At 40.7% G+C, this 24,468-nt stretch carries 15 protein-coding genes; 4 read left to right on the top strand and 11 right to left on the bottom strand.

Annotated features, from left to right (window positions below):
- Positions 1–100: 100 nt before the first annotated feature.
- The 8 genes from VIK44_RS03685 to radC all read right to left on the bottom strand — a co-directional run bounded on the left by VIK44_RS03685 (position 101) and on the right by radC (position 16,273).
- The gene (locus VIK44_RS03685) at positions 101–3,064 is read right to left on the bottom strand and encodes a DEAD/DEAH box helicase (protein ID WP_331552494.1); all 2,964 of its coding nucleotides are present in this window, start codon (positions 3,062–3,064) and stop codon (positions 101–103) included.
- Positions 3,065–3,087: 23 nt separating this feature from the next.
- A complete protein-coding gene (locus VIK44_RS03680; protein ID WP_331552493.1) occupies positions 3,088–3,486 on the bottom strand; it encodes a (deoxy)nucleoside triphosphate pyrophosphohydrolase in 399 nt (132 codons plus the stop codon).
- A 563-nt stretch (positions 3,487–4,049) separates the two neighbouring features.
- Positions 4,050–7,403: a sacsin N-terminal ATP-binding-like domain-containing protein gene (locus tag VIK44_RS03675; RefSeq protein ID WP_331552492.1), complete on the bottom strand. Its 3,354-nt coding sequence runs from the start codon at positions 7,401–7,403 to the stop codon at positions 4,050–4,052.
- A 12-nt stretch (positions 7,404–7,415) separates the two neighbouring features.
- On the bottom strand, positions 7,416–10,991 hold the full coding sequence (locus VIK44_RS03670; protein WP_331552491.1) for an SNF2-related protein: 3,576 nt from the start codon (positions 10,989–10,991) through the stop codon (positions 7,416–7,418).
- Between the two features lie 48 nt (positions 10,992–11,039).
- Entirely contained in the window at positions 11,040–11,669 is a 630-nt protein-coding gene (locus tag VIK44_RS03665; protein WP_331552490.1) for a class I SAM-dependent methyltransferase, read from the bottom strand.
- 27 nt (positions 11,670–11,696) lie between these two features.
- The gene (locus VIK44_RS03660) at positions 11,697–14,228 is read right to left on the bottom strand and encodes a DEAD/DEAH box helicase family protein (protein ID WP_331552489.1); all 2,532 of its coding nucleotides are present in this window, start codon (positions 14,226–14,228) and stop codon (positions 11,697–11,699) included.
- Between the two features lie 97 nt (positions 14,229–14,325).
- On the bottom strand, positions 14,326–15,420 hold the full coding sequence (locus tag VIK44_RS03655; protein ID WP_331552488.1) for a plasmid pRiA4b ORF-3 family protein: 1,095 nt from the start codon (positions 15,418–15,420) through the stop codon (positions 14,326–14,328).
- Positions 15,421–15,595: 175 nt separating this feature from the next.
- Positions 15,596–16,273: a RadC family protein gene (radC, locus tag VIK44_RS03650; RefSeq protein WP_331552487.1), complete on the bottom strand. Its 678-nt coding sequence runs from the start codon at positions 16,271–16,273 to the stop codon at positions 15,596–15,598.
- Between the two features lie 650 nt (positions 16,274–16,923).
- Here radC and VIK44_RS03645 point away from each other — a divergent pair.
- Entirely contained in the window at positions 16,924–17,724 is an 801-nt protein-coding gene (locus VIK44_RS03645) for a hypothetical protein (protein ID WP_331552486.1), read from the top strand.
- A gap of 14 nt (positions 17,725–17,738) precedes the next feature.
- Here the strand turns inward: VIK44_RS03645 and VIK44_RS03640 are convergent, their stop codons facing one another.
- On the bottom strand, positions 17,739–18,362 hold the full coding sequence (locus tag VIK44_RS03640; RefSeq protein ID WP_331552485.1) for a response regulator transcription factor: 624 nt from the start codon (positions 18,360–18,362) through the stop codon (positions 17,739–17,741).
- 19 nt (positions 18,363–18,381) lie between these two features.
- Complete coding sequence (locus VIK44_RS03635; RefSeq protein WP_331552484.1) at positions 18,382–19,446, bottom strand: sensor histidine kinase; 1,065 nt, start codon at positions 19,444–19,446, stop codon at positions 18,382–18,384.
- A 172-nt stretch (positions 19,447–19,618) separates the two neighbouring features.
- On the opposite strand from VIK44_RS03635, the gene VIK44_RS03630 reads away from it, so the two are divergent.
- Genes VIK44_RS03630 through VIK44_RS03620 form a run of 3 tightly spaced genes read left to right on the top strand, consistent with a single transcriptional unit; the run spans position 19,619 to position 22,842 of the window.
- Complete coding sequence (locus VIK44_RS03630) at positions 19,619–20,551, top strand: ABC transporter ATP-binding protein (protein ID WP_331552483.1); 933 nt, start codon at positions 19,619–19,621, stop codon at positions 20,549–20,551.
- A 10-nt stretch (positions 20,552–20,561) separates the two neighbouring features.
- Positions 20,562–21,689, top strand: a complete 1,128-nt coding sequence (locus VIK44_RS03625) for an ABC transporter permease (RefSeq protein ID WP_331552482.1) — start codon at positions 20,562–20,564, stop codon at positions 21,687–21,689.
- Entirely contained in the window at positions 21,676–22,842 is a 1,167-nt protein-coding gene (locus tag VIK44_RS03620; protein WP_331552481.1) for an ABC transporter permease, read from the top strand. Before VIK44_RS03625 ends, VIK44_RS03620 begins: the two co-directional genes overlap by 14 nt.
- 673 nt (positions 22,843–23,515) lie before the next feature.
- On the opposite strand, the gene VIK44_RS03615 is transcribed toward VIK44_RS03620, so the two are convergent.
- Entirely contained in the window at positions 23,516–24,448 is a 933-nt protein-coding gene (locus VIK44_RS03615; RefSeq protein ID WP_331552480.1) for a YafY family protein, read from the bottom strand.
- Positions 24,449–24,468: the final 20 nt, after the last annotated feature.

The raw sequence follows: 24,468 nt of genomic DNA, 5'->3' as shown, positions 1-24,468 counted from the left end.
TCTTTCATCAAAATAAAAAGTCTAATTATTGACTTTTCACTCACTTTGCATGAAGCGACGTTTCTTTCGTGTTCACACGTTCTCCTTTAATTTTCTATACCTAATCCGGAACATCACATAGATACTCATAAATATCTTCTCTTACCGGTACATCCAGTTGATAATGAATCTCTACCGCTTTTTTGTTGGCTTTTTCCATTACAATTTCATTTGCTTGCCCTGTGGGATACATTTTTCCTAAATAATAAAATTCTTTTGACGTTTTATCATCTTTATTTTTTCTCACAAACAATTCAATATCTACACCAAATTGACGTGCCTTTAAGGCCACTTGTACATCGTTCGATGCGATTGTTCGGCCTGACTTTGAAATAGCAATAAGACTGGAGGGTGCAATGAATCGATCTTCGTAATTGATCGAGGATTCAATCGCTTCGCTTTTGTGATAATTAATAAACACCGGATAGGTAGCTGATTTTTCATCATATTTGTAACCGCCGATATTTAAAGAAACTTCATTTTTTTCCCATTCTAATAATCGGCAAACATCTTCATATGAATACTTTTGATATAGAGATAATGCCGACTTTTGATAGTGTTTTCCATAATATTTTGTATTTCGATATAACCCATATGCTACTAGTTCCATTAAACACGCTTTAAACTGTTCATTTTTCAACTCTTCTAAAAAAGCAGTTGCTGGCTTTTGATTTTCAAGAAAAACCGCGTTTTCAAAGCTGTTTTTTGCCGACCCAACTAGAAATTGATTGGTTAAGATATTTCTGACATTAATAATAGTTTTCTCTTTCACTTCAATTCCATAATTCTCAGAAAGATCAATTTCCATCTGCTTTAGTGGATTAGAAAACCCATCTAATATAGATTTTAGCACTAATAATTCATGTGGTCTTTTACCAACAGCAAATTTTTTTGAAACAAATAACAGGATTTCTTCTTGGAACTCATTGAATTCAAGTTTATATTCTGGTTCATATTTTTTTAAAAATTCGTGATATGAACCGATTGTACCAGAAAACAGAACTTCTAAATCCATTGAGTCATGGTACTCAAAATCCATGAGTTTAGGAATGCGACCTAAGCGGTATTTCAGATTTGTATAGCTTTCTCGCAGGTATTTAACACTTCTAAAATTCACCTGATCAATCGCTTCGTATATTTTGTTTCTGGAAATCTCATCAAAATTAATGGTTGATGCGCCTGGTATAACCCTTGTGCCTTCAACCGTATAGCGTCGAATCGTATCTTTATTAAAGCTACGATCATCTGATAAAGCCATTGGGATCATAAAATTGTTTTTGTAGTTACCAATAAAATCAAGGATGATGACAAATTCTTTATTTTCCGCTTTTCTCAAACCACGACCTAGTTGTTGGACAAAAATAATGGCGGATTGGGTAGGTCTAAGCATCACGATTTGATTGAGAGTGGGAACATCTAAACCTTCATTAAATAAATCCACACTAAAGATATAGTCCAATGAATCGGCTCCATCACTTTCTAAACGCCTGATCATTTCCTCACGGCGTTCACCGGAATCACTCCCGGATAAGGCGACTGTTTTAAAACCCTGTTGATTAAACTTATCCGACAAAACCGCGGCTTCAGCATTTCTCGAACAAAAAACTAACCCCTTTACCTTCGGTCCATCATGCCCATAACGATGGATTTGTTCGATCACGTTTTTCGTCCGCTCATCAGAAGTCAAATAATTAAAATCAGTGGTATCGTCAATCAATTCGCCATTGACGGTTATTTCTGAGATACCAAAATAATGGAAGGGACAAAGCATATCTTCTTCCATCGCTTCTTGCAATCGTATTTCATAGGCAATGTTATAATCAAAATCAGCACAGATATTATGCTCATCGGTTCTTTCTGGGGTTGCGGTCATTCCCAATAAAAATTGCGGTTTGAAATAATTTAAAATCTTTTGATAGGTATTGGCCCCGGCGCGATGACTTTCATCGACAATAATATACTCAAATTCCCCTGGATTAAAAGAAAATAGGTGTTCATCTTTGGAGATGGTTTGAACCGTTGAAAACAAATATGGACAATCGTGCTGGTGAGAACTTCCCGATAATTTACCACATTTTATCTGTGCTCCAAGCACACGTTCAAAGCTCTCAATCGCTTGGTTTAATAGCTGCTCTCGGTGCGCTAAGAAAAGTAGTCGACCGGGTCTAACTTTTTTCACATCAAAGGCTGCTAAGTATGTTTTACCCGTACCCGTTGCCGAGATTAGAAGCGCTTTAATCTCATCTTTATTTCGAATTTGCTGAATACCCGCCAGCGCCTTTACTTGCATTTTGTTGGGCATCACCTGATCGAGTTGCAGGGTTGCGTGGTCGGTTTTTAACGGCTGATGATCAACTTGATAGGTTGATTTGTGAACCGCGACTTTCGATAGGACGGTTGGTTTTGACTGCCTTTGGAAGTTTTGATTGATCAGATTTTGCAGATATATTTCTTCATACTGATCAATCCATTGAGAATCGACGCATACAGCAGATTTAAATAAACTATCAAATTCACTGAGTGTTTCATGGATCAAAGAACCCGTTTCCATAGATGTGACTTTTAAGTTCCATTCCTTATTTGAAGATAAGGCACTTTGGGTCATATTGCTGCTGCCCACAATCAAACTATAAACATCATTTCGTCTAAAGATATAACCTTTGGTATGATGATTACCTGTGGTTACAATCCGCAAATCAATGTTTGTAAATGCCAAAAGACGCCTTAACGCTTTTGGTTGCGTAAATTCCAGATAACGAGACGCGATGATCTTTCCTCTGATATTTTTCTTTTCCAATTCAATGAGGGTGTTTAAAAGCGATACCACACCACTTTCAGTAATAAACGCCACCGAAAAAAAGAACGCATCACATTGTCTCAGCTCGCCAATTAAGCTTGTTAAAACTTTTTGCCCTTTGGTGACATCATTAATCAAAAGTCTTGGTCGATATTGTTCTAAGGATATACTGTTTTTGTCAATTAAACCAGAATAAATACCGGCTTGAACTGCTTCGATTGATTCCATTTTGTCACCTTCTTTAAGACATTCTAATTAAGCATTAATTTTTCCATAATCGGGATATCAGCTGGCGCCCAATCGAGTTCCATTAGACTTTCGGCCTTTAGCCAACAATGGTCATGATGTTCTAATCGCTGAAACGCTTTGTTATCTACGTTGATAATATAGCTGTGCATTTCAATCGAAAAATCAGGATATTGGTAATTGACGGTCAAGAAAAAATTTTCTGGCTTCACATTAACTTCTAGGGCCATTTCCTCTTTTAGTTCTCTTGAAAGCGCTTCTTCGACCGTCTCGCCTGCTTCTATTTTTCCACCTGGAAACTCGTATTTATATGAAAGGTATGGATAATTCGATTCTGCGCGTTGCATACATAGGATTTCATTCTTGTGCATGATGATTGCTGCTGCTACTTTGTATTGTTTCATGGGATACTCCTCTATTTTAAAAATTCGTCTAGTCTAATTATATCCCTTCACCCCTATCATATTCAACCCCTTCTCTCCATCCCGACCATCTCTTATATCCCCGGTCACTAGGGCTCAACAACCGTCAGCCCTCCACCGGTTCCAGCAGTATGTTTCGTCCGGCGCTGTCTGACCGATTTCAGGTTCTTTCCATTATTAGTGGTAAGCATCCTTTTAAGCATAAATAACGGGCATTTTAAATACGATTCACAGGCACGTATTCTCCTTCAAAACGTGAAATCTCAAGTTAAGTTCAATAACTTAAGGGGCAGGCACCGCTAGCGTTTGAATTTTTGATCTAATATATTACCAGCATTAAGTACTCATAACGCGCTGGCCTTCAGGGAATCATTTTGCAGAAACCAAATACAATTGTACAATTATGCACTACCCAGATCTTCAATATCTTCTTCGGACAGCAACGATAAATTAAGACGTGCTTTCTCATATCGGATATTCTCCAATATTCTCCAAGGATAACGAAAGCCTTTACACTCAAACCAACTGTTGTGGTATTTGATAAGTTAAGTTACTGGCAATGCCAAATCGGAGACTTCATCTTGCAGATATGCCATATTATATAGATCTTCCAACATCTCATCATCAGACATATCTAATTTCTGATTGTTGAGATTCGGAAGACCAAATTCGTCTATCAACGAAAATATAGCTTGGATTTCTGCAACATGAATTTGCGTAAAATCCAGCTGTAAATCCGGACCCAGTTCGATCACATATTCCTGACCATCATTATCAGCGTCCAATTCTTGAATTGCTGATTTCATGCTCTTTTTGAATTCATCTTTTTTCTTATCTCTCAAGGATTTGTATTTCCCCGCACAATTTCTGCATAGGCAAAGATTCAGCTGTTCAAGTTCAATACCATAATTTGCTATTTCTACAACTTCCACTTGCTCAATGGGCTGTTTGCATATCTGACATATTTTTACATCAGAATCATTGGTGTACATCCCTATGGCATATGCTCTGACAATAATAGAATCTTTGCTGTCTCTTATCCGTCGCCATACCTGCTTATATGTGATAGGGTCTGCGCAGAAAAATTGTTGTTTAATATGTTCAATTAACCTCTCTTTATTCCGCAAATATTTAATCGGAAACTCATTCGAACTCCAATCATTTAAATTAAATATTCCTTCATCATTTTCTATTTCTTGTCTACAATCAGAGGAATCTAAAACTGTCATTCCAAGTTCTTTCGCAAGTTGTATTAATAATTCATTCTTACTTCTTAAATCTAGTGCCGATACAATAACGAAGGCATCCTCTCTGGCATCATCCTCTGTTTCTATAAAACCAAGTCTGCTATAAGCCCCTTTTTCGTTTATTGGTTCACCATAAATTGATTGATTTAAATCAAACTTGGAAAGATTACTAATCATAGAGAGGTTTCCATTTTTATCGTATAACCAATTCAGTTGCACTACATTTTTATAAGATTCTGCAATTTCATCGTGTACTTCTGGCCTCGTTTTACTACGCGTTATCTTTCCACTTAATTTATCGCTAATAGACAGTAACAGTTTTAAAATCTCCGCTGACTTATTTTTAGTTCTTCCAGAGTTCGGATTCTTCCTAATATAAACCATGTTTTCAATCAAACCAACAATTTTTATTTTTGGGCAATAACCATCTAAAGCCGACCAGTAGGTGGTTCCATATTTTCTATTGATATTCTCTCTGTCACCCTCATTAACTGGTGTACATACTACGCCCAACTGACTTAATTTCTTATCACTTATTCCATGCTTTTTATACAATTCCATATTTATGGGCCAAACTTTTATTATATTCTCTAACTCTGCAAAATATGTTTTTAAGTCAATACCTTCGTTAGAGGTCTCAATATAAGCTGCTCCAGGTTTTCCAAATACTTGCTGATCATTATCTTGAATAATTGCAATGATATATGCTTCATTCAACAGTTCTTTCACTTTTGATGTGTCATTCTGATCCTCTATTAACTTGAATATTTGTTTCAAATCCTCTATATACTCTTCTTCATAATTATCAGAATTTTCAAACCTTATATTCATATTCTTGTCAATATTAATATATTTTTTAATTACTTTTTCTTTCATATATTGATAATTATCAAATACTTCAATTCTTAATTCATCCGATAATAGTCGTAGGAACTCTTTAGCAATATTATTATTTACTAGCGAATCCGCAATCACACTTTTATATTCACTGGAAGAATTTAAATACATCATCGCTTTCCCATTCTGAAATGCCGGCATTAATTTATTATTGGCATTAAGAACGATCGGAGCAGTTCTCAATAAATTCCAAGCTTCTTGCAGACGATTACGAATTACAAGTTCGTATGGTCTTCGACGGTTATAAGTTAGATCAGATGAACAGATATCTTCTCTGTTTTCATATAAAAGTTTATAAAAATTCTTTAATATTTGAGTATCACTATCAATTTCGGTACTATTTATATTCACTGTATTTGAAAGCCGTTTTGCCCAGGCTTCAAGGTTAAATATATGTACATGCAAATCATCTTTTAGCCAGTTAAAATATTCAGTAAAGTTTAATTCTTTATCATTATTAAAAGCCACAAAAGACTTTATACCTTGAAATGTTTCTTGAAATAATTTCGCAGCAAAAAAATCAGCCATACCGAAAGGAACTGCCATTGAAACTCCATTAGGTTTTTTAAAGTTACCTTCTCTATCTGGTAGCAATTCACTTTCAATGAATATCTTTGTTATCTTTTTCTTTAATCCAATAATTGTATTGTCCATAAAAGCAGGAATTATTATTTTTCTGATGAAATTCTGTGTAATCAGTTTGCGATTACGTAAATCAAGCAATGATTCGCAAATCAAATCACCCAGCTCCTGAAACAGCTCTGAATTAAACGCAGATGGTGACATTAGTTTTTCTCTGGATACAGCAGTTTCAAATGAACCGTGAATTAAAAACGGAAGGTCTGTAGTATCTTTTGTTGGGAAGTATACCCATATATTAGTTCTTTCCATTTCATTAATATTGTTAAGTGGATTATTTAGCTTATATGCAATGCTTACCTCTGCAGACTTCATCTGTTCATGATTGAATTTTCTAATGAATTTAAGATAATTTACAATCTCTCCCTTTTCTCCATAGTCACTGCCTTCAATTTTACAGATTTTAAGATTTGCATCACTTTTGCTTTCATTTAATGAAATCAATGCACATTTATTTGTTGTTTTATCAATCCAAAATAGATTCTTAATATGGGTTAAGAACAGCAAAATTTCCCGATCAATATTGTTTAATTTACCAAGAACGTCATCCCCCCAAATTTTTATAATTTTTCCATCTTTCTCCCTTTTGGCAAATGGTATTACAAACTTGGTCAAATGTTTAGACTTTTCAAAAGGACATATCTTTTGCTCTTCTGATAACTGATAGATTAACGATTTCATTTCTTCCTGATAGTTCCAATGTTCTTTTATCTCCACAGGCAAAAGATAATTTTCTATCCGGAAAGATTCAGTATCTGAATAAATTTCCGGTTGATATGTATATTTAAAAACAGATTTGAAACCCATACCAAACCTTCCGATTGTTTGTGCATCATTTTCATCTTTTGTTCCCATAAGCATTGATGAAACTCCCCGAACATCTTTCGCATCAAAAGGTTTGCCATCATGATAAAATACAAGCTTGTCTGAATAATATTCAAATACTACCCCTTTGGCATATGCATCTTCAGCATTTTGCAGCAATTCGTATACGAAATGGTTGCTATCTGAATAATGACCCGCAAGTAATGCCTCATATCTCTGCGGATTTTCTGTCAACTCAGACCAGCCCTCTTTATTATTCTTATATATTGTTTCATAGTCAATTTTTTTCATAACAATCTCCCTCTATTCTACGTGAACCACGCCTTTTACCAACAAGTTAGAATGGATATCCGCTTTTTCTTTTACACTGCTGATTTCTTTTTTTTGTTTCTCAAAATCAAACCTTAGCTTATCCAATTGAGAATGCCTCATCCTTTGAATTCTTTCATCTTCCGCTTTACGAATCATTTCAATAAATACTGCTTCTCTCTGCTTAAATGACTGACTTAATTGTTCCAGACGATAAAAACAATCATCTTCTACAATAGCGATATAATCTTTTCGTTCTTGTGCCCATTTATCGTAATGTAATGCATCCATATTATGCCATTTGGAATCATAGTCTGAAGATTCAATTTGATGCTGGTCCGCATACTTTATATATTCAAGAATATTGTTCTGAATAACTGCGTTTTCGCTTATTGCAATCATTTTAATATCTGGTCTAAAACCAACATATTTCCATGCATACACCAAGAATTCATAATCTCCCGGTTTTAATAATTCATTCGTTATACGAACTCCTACTTCCCAAGGAAAAGAATTACTTTCATATTTAGCTGCCTGGATCACCAAAGGATGCATCTGTGTCAAAAATACTATTTCTCTGTTATCCTTAGCATAAGTGCTGTCAAATGTTACCGGTAAATTTGACTTTTCAGATTTTAAATACGCGCTCCATAATTTGTTTGCAGCATTATTATTCGCAATCGATAAATTTTTAAGATTATCCAGTAACTTAATACGTTTATCCGATGACAACCGTAAATTTTTATGCTCAGTCTTTCCCTTGAGATATTCCCCATCGCCCAACAGATCATTTAAAAACAAACCGACCATCTCATTCATGCTCTGTGGCGAAATCCATGAATTCTCTGCTTCCTGTACATCTTTATTCATCATATAATTTGAAAGATCAAAACCAAACAATGCTTTTTCATCCTGCTCTAACTTCTGCATTTCATGTACTTTCATCACATCATTATCAGCCATTTTTTCTAATTTATGATTTCTTTCATCAGCTGTGAGATTAGAATCAAACATAATTTTTAAAATTTTATTGCTAATATCACCTAATATTTCTGAACAATCACCAATGCTTGCTTCGAAGACACCGATCTTACTTAAACACCGGTCATATATGACTGCATCAATCGTATCTTTTGTAATCATGTTATATATTTGTACTGATTCACTCTTTTGTCCTCGTCTGTCGATTCTTCCAATTCTCTGTTCAATTCGCATTGGATTCCAGGGCAAGTCATAATTAATCATGGTATCGCAAAACTGATAATCCAAACCTTCGCAACCTACCTCCGTAAAAAGAAGAACGTCAATTGCCTGTTCGTCATTTTTATTCCGCATAAACCTCTTTCTAAGTGAATATCTTTCTTCATCCGGAACTGATCCATCAACTTGGCCAACACGGATACCTGATTTCTTGAGCTTTTTATAAATATAGCGGAGTGTATGCCTGAACGAACTAAAGATAATAACTTTATTATTTTCTTCTTCATTTTTATTTTTGACGACTTCATACATTTTAGTATATTTGGGATCTTCAACTGGTAACTTTTCTGTTAGTTTTGCAATTTCACCTGCAAGTTCACTTAATGAATTGGTATCATCATCATTAAATTCATAATCATATTCAAAGATTTCGCCATCTTCCTGAATTTGGTCAAGTCGTCGGTTTACCAATTCATTAAGAAATGGTGCCAATCCGTATAAACAGCTTGCTGCTTGTCTCATAATCGTGCACATCATAAACCGGACGTTTTGTTTTCCATGAAGCTGGGCTAATGCTGCACTTTCAAATTCGATAACGGCATCATATAAATCTCTTTGCACACTACTGAAATCAACCTCCACTGTCACAGTCCTTCGCATACAAAAATCTTCAATATCCCGTCTTCTAGTTCGATTAATGATATTTGAAAAACTATGCAGTCTCTCAACCCTTGACAAGGCTTCTATTTTTTCAGCTCTTGTAATTGAAGGCTTTTCAATATAATCATAGATTTTCGCAAAATTCGGATTATGCTGAATGACATTCCGTCCCCAACTTGTTGTTAATACTTCTGCAATTTCAGATTTCGCCTCTTTTTGCCAGCTATCTGCCTGACGACGTATAATCCCTAGCAAATTATTAATGTTCCTGTTTGGCTCTGACATCATCTTGAACGTTTCCTTATCAAGCACCACATCAGGTCTTAATAGATTCAATAGTGTATAGAGATCATTATCGCTATTCTGTAGTGGAGTTGCCGTTAAAAAGACAACTGTATCTGCATTTCTACAAAACAAGTCCACACCCTTATACTGCCATGTTTGTGGATTTCTGATATGGTGGGCTTCATCAACAATGACAAGATCAAATCGTGGTAAAGGATCCAGTTCAGCTAAACCGATATTTCTTCTGCGGCTGCCGGTTTTGCCGTTGCCACCCATAATATTGGTTTCACTAAATAATGAATAAGGTATAATTGTTTTTGAATGCCTTTCCGGCCACTCACCATCTCTATTTGTATCTGAAATTGATTGTAAAAATACCTTTCCGTCTAAAGGGGAAAAATTTTCATCGAAACGTTTCATCTCCATTTCCCACTTACGCTCCGCCACCAGTGGTCTTGGACATATAATTAATACCGAATTAATACTGGAACGAGCCTCCAACTCTTTTAAAATAAGACCCGCTTCTATTGTCTTACCAACACCTACATCATCCGCAACAAGAATTCTTGAGCTCTCTGATTTAATTATCTTAAGAGCCGGTCTAAATTGATAGGGTACAAAATCAATTCTGGCTGCATTTAATGAATATAAGTTACTGGAACCAGGGTTATAAATCTGATATGCAGTCATTGAAGATCTTAAACGGCTCAGAGAAACAACATTATCGCAAGATTTTGGTTTATGCAATTTAATCTGTTCTTTATAAAAGTTCTTGAATTCGCCGCCGAGGAGAACCGTATATTTATTTCCATTAATTTCTGTTACAGCACCAACAATTGATTCATCGCTCACAAGACATACCGGTTTTCCAACAGTAATATCCTGATTTGTACTTTGCTCCACTTCTACCGGTTTTTCATCAACGCTATTAAATTGATTGTTTTTAATATTATTATCAGCACTTACATCAATTATAAAATGTTCCAATTCTCTGATTACTTGAATTGATGCACCAAATAATTCAAATAACTCTTTTATTGTTTCCAAATCATCAATTATTTTTTCTTTGGAAATATCGTTTTGTATAATAAGAGCCCAGGCATTTCTTGTTTCCTGCATTTTATGTATATTGACACGTTCTTTATTATCAACAAAAAACGAGGTCGCAATAATAAACCAATTACGATCAAGAATTCTAAGTAAGGCTTCTAAATCAAATTCCTTTAACTCATGTATTTCATTCTTCTTTACCTGTTCATACTGCGAGTCACTCAAATTGTTGATAACCAAATCATCCCACCAGTTAGGTGTGATCTCTGGGAGTTTACTTTGAAGCCATTCACCAATTACTGCATTGAGTTCTAACATAAATTCATTCATTTTACTGATTATTATCGACTGATTCATTTTATGTTCATCTCCCATGTTATAATCTTTCTATTCTAGGTACATTAAACGAATTCCTGATCCTTTTTAGTAGTTTATATCACGCCTTGTTTTTTCTACATATCGGTTGCAGCTCTTTTCTAAAATCACATCCAACCACTTCTCCCCATCCCGATCTTCCCGCATGTCCTCAGTCACAAATGTCTCGATAATTTCAAACCCTTCCACCGGATCAAGCAAAACCTTCAGCCGTTTCTCAGTCAGATCTGTAAAATACCGGCCATTCCGCTCCCCTTCAAAATCACCGTATTTAAATGAAGCATACAAAACACCGCCGGGCTTCAGTGCCTGTGCAATTTTTTCAAAGATCCCGGTCAGTTTCTCATAGGCCACATGCAGCAAAGAGGCGCAGGCCCAGACCCCCTCAAAAGCCTGGTCGAAATCCAATTCCTCAAAGGTTTTGCAGAGCACCTCCTGGCCGATATAGTCACTTGCCAGCTTGCAGCATTCGATTGAACCATCCATGGCGGTGACGGTATAGCCCTGTTCCAGAAATGACTTTGAATCCCGGCCGGAACCGCAGCCCAGATCCAGAATGTGGGCGGAATCTGGCAGGTAATTGAGGAAACGCTGGCGCAGGTCACTTAAATCCGCATCAATGGTTCCTTCAATAAAGGACCTGGCAGAGTTGTTGTAATAACTCAGGGTTTTATTCATAGTTAGCTCCTGTTTGTATAAATTGTATTATTTCAGCTTTTCAAGACGCTCTTTATAAAAACGCTTGGTTCGGTAATCAATGATATCCTTGAAATGCCGGACAAAAACCGGATTGGCAATATAATCCTCTAATTCCGGTGTCAGGCAAAAGAGATCGTCTTTTTTAACAAAGAATTCGCTGGCAGATTGGGACAGGAAATTGACAGGGTTTTTATTGGCCAGGCTGACGTATTCTTTTTTGCCCCAGTTTAACGCATTGGCGGTGCTTTTGTCCCGGAGCAGATCAATTAAGTTTGATCCCTTTTCATAAAATGCCTTGAAGCTCCGATAAAGATCGTCTTCACTGATTGCCGGCTTCATGGTTCCGCCATTGTAGAAGGCCAGAAAAACCGGCATTTTATAGGTTTTGGACATGGCTGTATTTTCAATGGTTTTGAGGAATCCATGGGCCGCTGTTCCCAGCAGTTCTTTTTCTTCTGAGGTGGCCTGACCGATGTCATTTAAAAAGGACAGGTAATCCCTGAAAATATTGAGCTCTTTCTTGGTTCGGATGGTTTCGAAGATAGCCTCATCAAGGTGCACATACATGTCCAGACGCAGGGGTCTTCGGCCAAGATAGACCTGTATGCGAACAAACTCCTCAATGACAAGGTCTTTGATTTTCTTCTGATCCTGAGCCATTTTTTTAAACAAGTCGATTAATCTGAAATCGAAATCTACAAAGCAATCTTCGGGATAGTCGGCTTCGATTGGGAGTTTTCCGGTCTTCTTCCCTGATTGAATAGTCGGCGGTTCACTTGTGAGATAAAAGGGAACCAGATTGGCTTTTTTATAATTGCCGATGAAATCCAGTACATTGACATAGTTTTTCCCCCGGGACTTACGCAGACCTCTCCCCAACTGCTGGAGAAAGATGGTAGGCGACTGGGTGGGTCTGAGAAACATGACCATATCCAGTTCGGGTATATCCAGTCCTTCATTGAACATATCCACCGAGAAAATCACCTGCAGCTCACCGATCTTTAATGCTTTGATTGCCTTATCACGGGGATGAACCAGGTCTTTTTGATCGTCATCCATTGTTCCGCTGATGACTGCACAGCATTTAATGCCCTGTTTTCTGAAATAGTCGGTCATATACAAGGCATGGTTTCGGTTGATGCAGAAGCCCAATGCCCGTGCACTTTCATATTTTGAGTAATTCTGAAAAATCAGATTGCCCCGCTTATTGACATTCGCCAGTTTTTCAAGCTGTTCGTCATCGTATCGGCCATTTCTGAAACTGACCGCATCATAGTCCATGTCATCATAAATGCCGTAATACCGAAACGGTACCAGCCAGCCTTTATTGATGGCTTCTTTTAACCGGACTTCGTAAACCACGTTGTAGTCGCAGAGCGCAAAAACATCCTGATTATCCAGCCGTTCCGGGGTTGCGGTGAGGCCAAGGAGAAATTTCGGTTTGAAATAGTCGATGATGTTCTGATAATAATCGGAAACCGCATGATGAAATTCATCGATGATGATGTAGTCAAAGTCGTCCGGGGAAAAATAGCCATCCTCTAAATAGGATTTGTTCCCCAGAGTCTGTACCGATGCAAAAATAATGTCTTGGGTTGTGTCTTTTTGGGTGCCGTTGAAACGGCCGGTACTCAGCTCATAGCGCACACACTTAAAGGTGTGCTCCGCCTGGTTCAGTATCTCATCCCGGTGGGCTACAAAAAGGATACGCCTGAATTCTTTTGAATCGAAGGCTGCCAGAAAGGTTTTTCCGATGCCGGTGGCAGCCACAATGAGCCCTTTGTCCAGATTTTCCCGGCGGAAATTTTTCAGTTCGTACAGGGCTTCTATCTGGGCACCGATGGGTTGGGGAAAAGTAATCAACGGTGCCAGTTCGTCAGGCAGTTTGTCCACCTTGAAATTTGCCTGACCCTGGGCCACCTTAACGACGACCGCAGCCGTTTCTTCTTTGGCTTCGCTGTCTTCAATCTGACAGATGATTTTCGGGCGTATCCATTGTTTCGAGTATCTTTTGAGCTCGGCATCGTCAATGGGAATGGAATGACTGGCCAGAAGTTCCTCAAAGGTCTGTTTGAAATAGTCGCAGTCCTCTTTATTGTCCCGGGAATCAATCCGGTAATTCCATTCGATGCCGGTGGTCAGGGCTGATTTTGAGATGTTGGAGGATCCCATAAAAATTTCGTCGTAATCACTGTATTTGAAAAAATAGGCTTTGGGGTGGAAGGATTTATTGGGAACATTGTAAAATCGGAGATCCACCCGGTCACCCAGGGCATCTTTGAGCAGATACAGGGCCGTGGGATTGGTGATGTTTAAATAATTGCCGCACAGGATTCTGATTTTTACGTCACGGTCAACTGCTGTTTTCAGATCATCAAGAATAAGCCGGATGCCTGACTCCATTAAAAATGACACATTGATGTCTATTTCACTGGCTTTGGCAATGGCGGCTTTCAGGTATTGATAAAGATGATCATTCTCACCGGTAATGCAATTCTGATTGGCTGCATTGGCACCGGCTATTCGGTAATTGCCCATGGGCTCCTCTTTCTGTCTTATTGGTCAGGTAATTGCGAAATTCATAGATACTATCGTAAACTGACAGGGTCGCTAACGACACTTTCGCAATTAACTGTTATCTACTAAGTATGTACCTCAGCCTGCGGTTGGTGATATCAATGTTGAAATCTTTATACCCTTGGCTGGCTGACCAGCTTTTCATCTCTTTATATTCCGGGTGATCCGGGTTGTTCATGATTTCCAGATAGTCTTCAAATCCCGGTATCCCGCCCACATCCTCAGGGGGCCGGTTGCCTTCGGCCATGATGCATAACGGATAATTTTTATCATAGTCTGAAACGATGCCCTGGACCGTAATTGTATGATTCCAGCCGTCGCCGTAATCATAGGTGTAGATGATCTTTTTTGCATCCCTGATCGTCGCATCGATCCGAACCTCTTTTTCCAGCGCCATGGGGCAATCCGGCCGGGGTTCGACGTCCATTTCAAACTCGCTGATGATCGTTAAAAGACATTTTCCTTGTTCATCAAACAGGTTGAAATCGTGCAGATGGCTGTCCTGCCAGTCAAAGGCGATCTGAATGATTTGATGCAGTTCTTTAAAGGTGACACCCATGGGCACGAGTAGCCTTCTGGTTGCCGAGTAAGCGCCAAGATCCAGCTTGATCAGCAAATCCGCCGCTTCCAGCGCAATGATTTTTTCGCCGTATACCTTCTGAAAATCATGGATCAGCAATTCATAGGGATGGGCATAATCAATGGTTTTACTGGGTTTGAATAAGTCGCTGTTCATGTTTCCTGATACTTCTGTCTGGTATAAAGCGGAGGTGTCCAGCAGGTCATCCATGCATTCTACAACGCCACAGGCTCGGTTGAGTCTGGCCACAAAAACCCGTCCTCTGGTTTTTGTAAAGACCGTTTCCTTTGCCTGGGCAAAGTACTGATCAATCACTTCTTCTTTGATGTTTTCATTCTGCAGACATCTCCGGATCCCATTTTCGATCAGTGTTTTCAATCCCTTAAAATCTTTGGCTTTCAGACCATAAAGGGCAAAGCCAAAGCGATTGCTGTCATTGACAACCACAACCGCTTTTCGTCGCTTGATTGTCAGCAGATTGGCACTCCAGCAAAACAGGTCATTGTCTTCAATTTGATCACACACTGTCACATCGAGTGTGTCTAATATTTTTTTTGTGCATCCTATTTGCATTTCAATACCTCCGGTTAAAATTCCACAATAATGTGATCAGCTTAATTTAACAGACGGTGTCTGCTGTTTTGGGTATTCCAGATAGAAACGACTCCTATTTGGAATTGTCGGCTTACGGTTTTTTCTCTTTCGGTTTCATTGGTATTTATCGGAGTCCACTGTCTTCGCTTATCCTTTACAGCATCCTGTTTTCTGCAAAACTGTAATAACTCTCCCCGGCGACGATGATGTGATCGGCAACGGTTATGGAAATGGCTTCGGTCGCCAGTTTTATTTTTCGGGTCACATCCACATCGGCCTGGGAGGGCTCCAGGCTTCCTCCGGGGTGATTATGGGCCAGAATGATGCTGGTTGCCTGGTGTCTCAGGGCGGTTTCCACAATCATCCTGGGGTAAACCGGTGCTTCATTGATGGTGCCTTCGTGGAGCAGGGTCGCATGATTGACCTTATTTTGGCTGTCCAGACAGATGACGTAAAACACTTCATTGAGTCGACCGGTAAATAAGGCAATGGCATAGTCACCGGCCTTTGAGGTACTGTTAAGCACTTCTTTTTCGCTGAACTTCCCCTGATTGTACCGCCGGGCCAGGGCTGGGATCAGGGAAAGTAAAATCCCGGTGTTTTCGGTGACACCTGCCTTTGCGCACAGGTCTTTGGGATCGGCATCAAACACGCCGGTCAGGGAACCAAATTCATTCATCAACTGATGGGCTAGTTCGTTGGTGTCTTTCATGGGAATGCAGTAAAAAAGAAGCAGCTCAAGGATCTGATGATCTTCAAAGCTGTCAATCCCTTCCTTTACTACTCTGTTTTTAACCCGTTGGCGATGACCCTTGTGCGGATTTTTTTCCATGCTTATCCCCTTATCGTTAAAACGTTTACTAAGATATTTAGGCTTATAAGAGAATTCTACAACTTTTTTCATATCAACGCAATTAAAATCGACTGACTGCTTGTAATATTTCACTTTTATTGAAATTTAATAGGTCTCAATCAATTGCAGCATGATTTACTGCAAAAAAAAACAACGATTATATAATTCGTTGCTTGAGACTTTAGATAAATTAGAAAAGTAAGTTATGGGGAAACCATAGGGACAGTTCGCTAAATAGTTTGATGGGTTATCAGCTCCTTTCCTGGTTTATGTCATCTTTTTTATTTGCTGAACGTTGATTAATGCCGTGGTTGGAACGCAATTGTATTTTTTTACCCAATGGTTCGGTTGTTACTGCCATTTTTCTCACCTCCTTTCCTTGTTTGATTCATTGTAACATGGAGGCGGAATGGCTTTAAATGGCGTCATTCATATCTATAAAGCCTAAAGCCCAGCGAATTTCGAACAAATAAAGACGCCCTGATTAATAGGCGCGGGAGGATATTGATAGACCATTCAATTGCTCCATAAAGTTGACATTGAACAGGCGAAGGGGTATATTAAGTGCATGTTTTTCTGGCGGTTATTCAAAAATCTTTATAGTAATGTCAGAATTTGAGGAGTATCTAATGGGAATATTATTTTTTGTGGTTGTTGGAATCATAGCTTTTATCATTTTTAATTTATTTTCCAGCCGAAAAGTCAGCCAAAATTCGCGGCAACGGTTAATTAATGGGTTTGGAAAAACACCAACCAGTTTCGATCCCGCTATTTGGGGAAGCGTGACCGATTATTGGGATCGAAAACTTAAATATGAAACGATCGATGTGGTTATTGATGACTTAACATGGAGCGATCTGGATATGGACGATGTGTTTAAACAGATGAATACCTGTCTGACCTCTGTTGGTGACGAAGTGTTGTATGCAACCCTTCATGAGCCAAAATGGGAGGATGAACCACTTAGGAAAAGAGATCAGCTCATTACTTTTTTCGAGGACAATCCCAAAGAACGTCTGGAAATTCAAATGATTCTTGCAAAATTGGGCAAAGCCAACTATAACGATGTTTCTGCACTTATTTTCGGAATTGAAATGAAGGCACTCAAGAACCCAATGGTCTACTCGATCCTGTCAATTATTCCGTTTCTGTGCATTGGGATATGTCTCATTGATCCCACCATCGGCCTGATGAGTCTGATCATTTCAATTATTGTTAATGGGGGTATCTATTACTATTTCAAAAAGGAAATCACCAAAAACCTGCTGACGATTGAATATTTGTCGGCCATTCTCAGATGTTGCAACCGCTTGTTGAGCTATGAAACAAAAGGCAGTCTGAAGGTTATAGTGGATCAAATTGGCCAGGACAATGTGCCATTAAAGCCATTGCCGGTAAACTCTCGGGCTTCTTTTCTTTGCTCTTATTAATCATATCCCAAATATCATCCTTTATTCTTATAATAAAAGATTGCCAGTTGGGTACGATCCCGCAGCTCAAGCTTTTCCAGAATAATGCTGATCCGATTCCTTACTGTTCCTTCACTTAAATAGACACAGCCGGCAATTTCCCGATTATTAAGGCCCAGGGCGACCCAGTTAATCATCTCCAGATCTTTCTCATTTAAATCATAGGCGGAAAAATCAAGTTTTTGCTCATGATTGACGAGGCCCGGAATTTTTGTGATGATATCCTGGCCAAATACATTTTGTCCCGCATTCACGGCTCGCAGCGAAGGGACAATGCTCTCAAAATTCTGCTTGATCAGATAACCTTTTGCCCCCAGCTTAAGGGCCTTGATGATGTATTCATCATCTACAAAGGTCGTTAAAAATAAAATCTTTGCGGCCGCATCCTGTCCTAAAATGGTCTCCGCCGCCTCGAGACCGGTCATGATTTCCATGCGGATATCCATCAGCAGCACATCCGGTTTTAATTGGTTGTACAACGCAATTCCCTCCCGACCATTATGACCGAGTCCCACGACTGTGATATCACCTTCAGACTCGATGATGGTTTTCAAAGACGCACAGACCAGCTTATCATCGTCCACAACTACTATTTTCATCAACTTCTCCACGCTTCGCTTATTTATTTTTGGGCACAGAAATAAATATTCTGAAGCCCTTGTCCGTGCTGATGTGTACATTCCCGTTAAGTGCCGTGACTCGGTCCGAAATATTTTTCAAGCCCATGCCCCGATCATCGCTGTACACCTTTTTGGTGCCATTGTCCTGGATCACCAGTTGATAAAGGCCCGGATGTTCACGAACCGTCAAGGACACGCAAGTGGCATCTGAGTGCTTGATGATATTTGAAAAGGCCTCTTTGACAACGGCAATAACACAGTATTTCAAGTCATTTTCCAGGTTTGTTTCCACATCATAATCGAATTTTACCGGGCAGAACTTAAAATTATTAATTAAGGTCTGCAGTTCCACCTGGACATCCAGGGCTTCGTCATGGAGATCATGAACGCTGTCCCGGATGCTGTTCATGGCCTCCGAAAGGGTCTCCGTGATGCTTCCCAGCCCCGCTTTTATCTGCTCATCTTTACTCACAACCAGCAGTGCGCCGGTCTGTAAAATGCAGCGGGACAGCATATGGCCGACAGTGTCATGGATATCCCGGGCGATCCGGTTGCGTTCTTTCAGGGTGGCCAGATTCAGTTCATAATCCAGTTTCTCCATCAGCACCTGGGTTTTCTTTTCCATTTGCAGCGCGGTTTCCTTGGCCTGATCCCGCAGCATAAAATAGTCTTTTTTCATGGTTTCCAGCGACAGGGTCCGCTTTTTTAAAAAGTAGGCCACGACGATAAAAATCGGAATTAAAACACTCGCCGTGCCGCTTAGCAGATTTAAACCGGTGATCAATGGCAGTAAGGCCAGCAGCCACAGCCACTTATAACTGGAAATCAGCACATCGTAGCACAGCAGGGGCAGAAAAGCTAAACTGACTGGTTCAAAAAAGCAGAAAATCACATAGGCAATAAAGATCCCCGCGGTGATCCGGCCTTCATCCAGATAGCTTGACGCGGCACTGAAGATAATCGCTGCCAGTACCATCACAATCACATAGGCATTGGCCACGGTCGTCAGATACAGCGCCAGACAAAACACAAAAATAATCAGTTTATCAATTAATTTATTCATCGTTTCTACCAAACCTTCATTCCCCAACGTTGTTATTATCACATATATTAACATAAATGATGACATTTGTCATTTTGAATCATGAGCACCGTCACTTCCAATCAGCCGCCAGAACCGTTAGAATAAACACATCAACAAGTTTAAATGACTTGATTTATTCGGGAGGAATATAATGTTAATAAATGTGAAAAACCTGGTCAAACGATACGACGATCTGATCGCTCTGGACCACTTCAATCTGGAAGTCCAGGAAGGTGAAATCCTGGGTCTGCTGGGCCCCAACGGGTCCGGTAAAACCACCGCTATCAACTGTATTTTATCGCTGCTTAAATATGATAAGGGCACCATCGAACTCTATGATCAGCCGATGACCCCGGACGCCTATGATATCAAACGCAACATTGGGGTGGTGATGCAGAACGTGGCCGTATTTGATGAGCTGACGGTTTACGAAAACATCGATTACTTCTGCTGCCTGTACATTAGCGATAAACAAACCCGCAAAAAACTGGTGGCCGAAGCCATCGATTTTGTGGGGCTCGGAGATTTTAAAAAATTCTATCCGAAAAAACTCAGCGGCGGCCTGCTCCGCCGTTTGAACATCGCCTGCGGCATCGCCCATAAGCCCAAACTCATCTTTCTTGATGAACCCACCGTGGCCGTCGATCCCCAGAGCCGCAACAATATCCTCGAAGGCATTCTGGAGCTGAACCGCCAGGGCGCCACCATCATCTACACCACCCATTATATGGAAGAGGTTGAGCAGATCTGCAGCCGCATCGCCATCATGGATAAGGGCAAGATCATTGCCATGGGCACCAATGAAGAACTGAAGCAGATGATCAAATCCGGTGAGCACATCAACCTTGAACTGCTCAATCCCGAGCATCTGGATCTAACCGAAATCGCAGCCCTGCCCCACATTATTTCGGCTGAGCTGACCGACCATCAGTTGGTGGTGAAGTCCGGTCAGGGGAAAAATACGCTGATTGCGATTCTTGATTACCTGAAGAACCAGAATATTAGCATCGGTAAAATTTATTCCGAACCGCCAACCCTGAACGATGTCTTTCTGGAAATAACCGGCAAAGCGCTGAGAGATTAGGAGAAATACTATGTTTTTATTCAATTATCGCTATCGCCTCAAGTGCATCTTTAAAGATAAACAATTAATGTTCTGGACCTTTCTGTTTCCGATTCTGCTGGCAACCCTGTTCAACCTGGCCTTTTCAAACATCTCAAGCTCCGATAATTTTGTGAAAGTGAATGTGGCCGTGATTCAGAACGAGGCGCTGGATCAGAACCCGGCTTTCACCCAGGCCATCAATGGGGCTGATCATCTGTTTGTTGTGCAAAATACCACCCAGGCAGAAGCGGATACCCTGCTGAAAGATAATCAAATCGACGGTTATATCACGTTCGATCCCGATCTCAAACTGGTGGTCAACCAGTCCGGTCTCAATCAGACCATTATCCGGGGCTTTCTGGATGATTATGTGCAATCGAATGCCACCATCGTCACCGTTATCACCCAAAACCCCGGGGCTCTGCAAAGCGGCAGCCTCGACGGCATTTCCAACCGCACCGAATACCTGACCGCGGTATCCGCCAGCCAGGCCAACCCGGATCCGGTTGTCAATTATTTCTACGCCCTGATTGCCATGACCTGTTTATACGGCGGCTTTCTCGGAATCAAAGAAGTGGTGGCCATTCAGGCGGATCTCTCCGCCGTGGGGGCCCGGATCAATCTGGCGCCGACCAATAAACTGACGGTCTTTCTGTCTTCAATGCTGGCCGCCACAACGATTCAGATGCTGGAACTGATGATTCTGCTGACCTTCATCAGCGGGGTTCTGGGCATCAGCTTCGGCGATCAGCCTGGCTATATCGTGCTGACCTGCCTGGTGGGCAGCCTCACCGGGGTGACCTTCGGCGCCTGCCTGGCATCCATCATCAAACAGGGCGAGGGTCTCAAAATTGGTATCCTGATCGGTTCCACCATGACCATGTGTTTTCTGGCCGGGATGATGTCCGCCGACATAAAATATGTCGTGATGACCAAAGCCCCCATTCTTGCCTACCTCAACCCGGCCAACCTGATCACGGACAGTTTTTATGCGCTGTACTACTACAATACCCATACCCAGTTTTTCACCGACATCCTGCTGCTGTGCGGCTTCACGCTGATCTTCAGCGCGGTTACCTATTTTGTATTAAGGAGACAGAAATATGCAAGTTTATAAAGCTTTCTTCAAAGTAATTCTGAAAAATCGCGCCCAGATTATGATTTACCTGGTGGTTTTCATGGTCCTGGCACTGTTGCTCAGCAGCGCCTATAAACCGCCCCAGAATACCGATTTTACCAAGGTCAAGGTCAACATTTCCTTTATCAATGACGATGTCGATTCGCCGCTGGTGGCGGGCCTCAAAACCTATCTCGGTGAAAATGCCAACCTGGTGGCGATTCCCGATGACACCCAAAAACTCCAGGATGCTTTGTTCTTCCGCCAGGTGGAATACATCCTCCGGGTTCCCGCAGGCTTTACCGCCGCCATGCTCAATGGCAGCGACGTCCAGCTGGAAAAAACAACGGTGCCCGATTCCACCAGCAACATCTACATGGATCTGCTGATCAACAAATACCTGAACACTGCTAAAACCTACACCACCTATCTGCCCGGTCTCAGCCAGACTGATCTGGTGGCACATCTGCAAGAGGATCTGGCCAACGCCACTGCAGTGACCATGATCAGCAGCGGTACCCACTCCGCCTATGCTGAAAAATCCGGCTACTATTTCAATTTTCTGTCCTATTCCCTGTTCGCCATTCTGATTCTGGGGGTCTGCTCGGTGATGCTGGTTTTCAATAATACGGATTTGAAACGCCGCAATCTCTGCTCTCCCCTCCGCTCCGCCAACATGAATTTTCAGATGGTCCTCGGCAACCTCAGTTTTGCTGTGATCGTCTGGCTTGTCCTGATCTCGGCCAGCTTTTTCATGTATGGCAGTTTTATGTTTACCGCCACCGGTCGACTGCTGCTTTTAAACTCCTTTGTCTTCACCCTGGCGGCCCTCAGCATCAGCTATCTGATCGGCAATCTGGTCAAAAGCCGGGGCGCCATGTCCGCCGTCGCCAATGTCTTCGCCCTGGGCACCAGCTTTATCAGCGGCGTCTTTGTCCCCCAGGCGCTGCTGGGCGACAATGTCATGACCATTGCCAGCTTTACCCCCACCTACTGGTATGTCAAAGCCAATAATGAAATCACCGCCGCGGTCACTTTCAATGCGGCCAATCTGACCTCGATCTTCACCAGCATGATCGTGATTCTGGGCTTTGCGGTTGCGGTGCTGGCGGTAACGCTGGTGCTGATTAAGCAACGACGTGTGGATGCCTAAAGGGGTGACAAGGGGACGTTTTTTGTTTGTCACCTTGGGGTTGTTGGGGCGCGATTTTTAATCGCTTTGACGGTGGTGTGTTTATGCAACCGTTGGCTATCGCCCTGACGTCTCGGGCGGCTACCAGCCGCCCCTAAAGGTTGAGAATTTCATAGTTTGCCTCTTTTCTAATTTAATTAATTACGACTGCTTCGTTTTTTAGAGCCTGGCTCCGCCAGTTATAATAAAAGCATATTCCTCATCAAATTACACTTAATTTTTTATATGCATTTTCGACCACAGGCGTCGAGCGGAGTCATGGGGAAATTATACATCAAATTTCTATTACCTTCAATCATTTGCATAGGCGTTTTCTGTTTCAGAAAAGCAACTGGACAGCCATCCTGGGTCAAGGTTTCTCATTGCTGTAACAATCACAGCCCTGCCACATTATGGCAGGGCTGTTTCACTATTTCATATATCCGCAAATAAGTTAAGAGGCAGGGAAACTTCCCAACAAGCAATTTTGCCGACAAGCCGCAGGGCGCGGACGGACAAAATACGGAAATATGGCTACACTTCCTACACTTCCTATGTTTGCTACGAAACTTTCTTCTTACTACCTACAACAACGGAAAGAACGGAATAAAAAGGGCAAGGCAACTCGTTTGTCTTTTTCGTCTTACTCCACTTATTAACTTTCGTATATGGTAGCTATATCATGTATTCTACGCTTCATTTCTGTGCGGATATGTAACGGCTCTAAACACTCGCATTTATCCCCAAAACTGAAAAGAATATTGTAGTAGTATTCGTTCTCTATGAAAGGAAAACTAACAATGTAATGCTCATCACCGTCTGGTGAAAAGTGTTCATAAGTGCAATAATCAAGTACCCTGTCCATGACAGATTTATGAATACGAATTTTGATTTTTGTTTGCATAGTTGCCAAAATATCAGTAAAATCTAACTGCGGTTTTTGATAATCTCGTGGCGTAAAAAATTCCTCTTGTATTTGTAGGTTTGATGTGCGGGATAGTTTAAATAAGCGAAAATCATTTCTTTTATGGCAATACCCTTGCCAATACCAATGACTACTTTTCAATACAAGCTGATACGGCTCGGCTGTTCGTGCGGTTTTATTTCCGTAGCGGTCTGCATATTCAAACGAAAGTAGCTTGCTTTCCTGTAAAGCTGTTTTGATAATCTCTAAATATGGTTGTATGTTCCTGTTGCCCATCCACGGACTTAAATCTATATATATTTGATTTGCTTTTAATTCAATGTCTTTCGCTCTGTCGGCGGGGATAAAACTCTTGACTTTCGCAAGGGCGTTTACCAGTTCATCACCTCGTATCATATTGGAAAGACTGGAAAGCCCCATCAAGATAGCGGAAAGGTCGGCAGTCGAAAAAACCTTTCTATCGATCTTGTATTTCTGCATGATTTCAAAGCCGCCGCCCACTCCCGATGTTGAGCGAACAGGAATACCCGCCATGTTGATAGTGTCTATGTCGCGGTAGATTGTGCGGGGTGAAACTTCAAACATATCTGCTAACTCCTGTGCGCCTATACGCTTTTTATCAAGGAGTATCATAATAATGCTAATAAGCCTGTCAACTTTCATCTGATAGCCGCCTTCCAAAA

Origin of the sequence: Acetobacterium sp., from assembly GCF_036508315.1 — a bacterium.
Classification (GTDB): Bacteria; Bacillota; Clostridia; order Eubacteriales; family Eubacteriaceae; genus Acetobacterium.
Note: the sequence above shows the minus strand (reverse complement) of the source record. Positions and strands in the feature narration are given on the sequence as shown.

What these genes read in the sequence shown, in the direction of transcription:
- VIK44_RS03675 (WP_331552492.1), bottom strand. Translation starts at nt 7,403, where the DNA reads ATGAAAAAAATTGACTATGAAACAATATATAAGAATAATAAAGAGGGC.
- VIK44_RS03630 (WP_331552483.1), top strand. Translation starts at nt 19,619, where the DNA reads ATGTTAATAAATGTGAAAAACCTGGTCAAACGATACGACGATCTGATC.
- VIK44_RS03670 (WP_331552491.1), bottom strand. Translation starts at nt 10,991, where the DNA reads ATGGGAGATGAACATAAAATGAATCAGTCGATAATAATCAGTAAAATG.
- VIK44_RS03635 (WP_331552484.1), bottom strand. Translation starts at nt 19,446, where the DNA reads ATGAATAAATTAATTGATAAACTGATTATTTTTGTGTTTTGTCTGGCG.
- VIK44_RS03680 (WP_331552493.1), bottom strand. Translation starts at nt 3,486, where the DNA reads ATGAAACAATACAAAGTAGCAGCAGCAATCATCATGCACAAGAATGAA.
- VIK44_RS03640 (WP_331552485.1), bottom strand. Translation starts at nt 18,362, where the DNA reads ATGAAAATAGTAGTTGTGGACGATGATAAGCTGGTCTGTGCGTCTTTG.
- VIK44_RS03645 (WP_331552486.1), top strand. Translation starts at nt 16,924, where the DNA reads ATGGGAATATTATTTTTTGTGGTTGTTGGAATCATAGCTTTTATCATT.
- radC (WP_331552487.1), bottom strand. Translation starts at nt 16,273, where the DNA reads ATGGAAAAAAATCCGCACAAGGGTCATCGCCAACGGGTTAAAAACAGA.
- VIK44_RS03685 (WP_331552494.1), bottom strand. Translation starts at nt 3,064, where the DNA reads ATGGAATCAATCGAAGCAGTTCAAGCCGGTATTTATTCTGGTTTAATT.
- VIK44_RS03655 (WP_331552488.1), bottom strand. Translation starts at nt 15,420, where the DNA reads ATGCAAATAGGATGCACAAAAAAAATATTAGACACACTCGATGTGACA.
- VIK44_RS03620 (WP_331552481.1), top strand. Translation starts at nt 21,676, where the DNA reads ATGCAAGTTTATAAAGCTTTCTTCAAAGTAATTCTGAAAAATCGCGCC.
- VIK44_RS03625 (WP_331552482.1), top strand. Translation starts at nt 20,562, where the DNA reads ATGTTTTTATTCAATTATCGCTATCGCCTCAAGTGCATCTTTAAAGAT.
- VIK44_RS03615 (WP_331552480.1), bottom strand. Translation starts at nt 24,448, where the DNA reads ATGAAAGTTGACAGGCTTATTAGCATTATTATGATACTCCTTGATAAA.
- VIK44_RS03665 (WP_331552490.1), bottom strand. Translation starts at nt 11,669, where the DNA reads ATGAATAAAACCCTGAGTTATTACAACAACTCTGCCAGGTCCTTTATT.
- VIK44_RS03660 (WP_331552489.1), bottom strand. Translation starts at nt 14,228, where the DNA reads ATGGGCAATTACCGAATAGCCGGTGCCAATGCAGCCAATCAGAATTGC.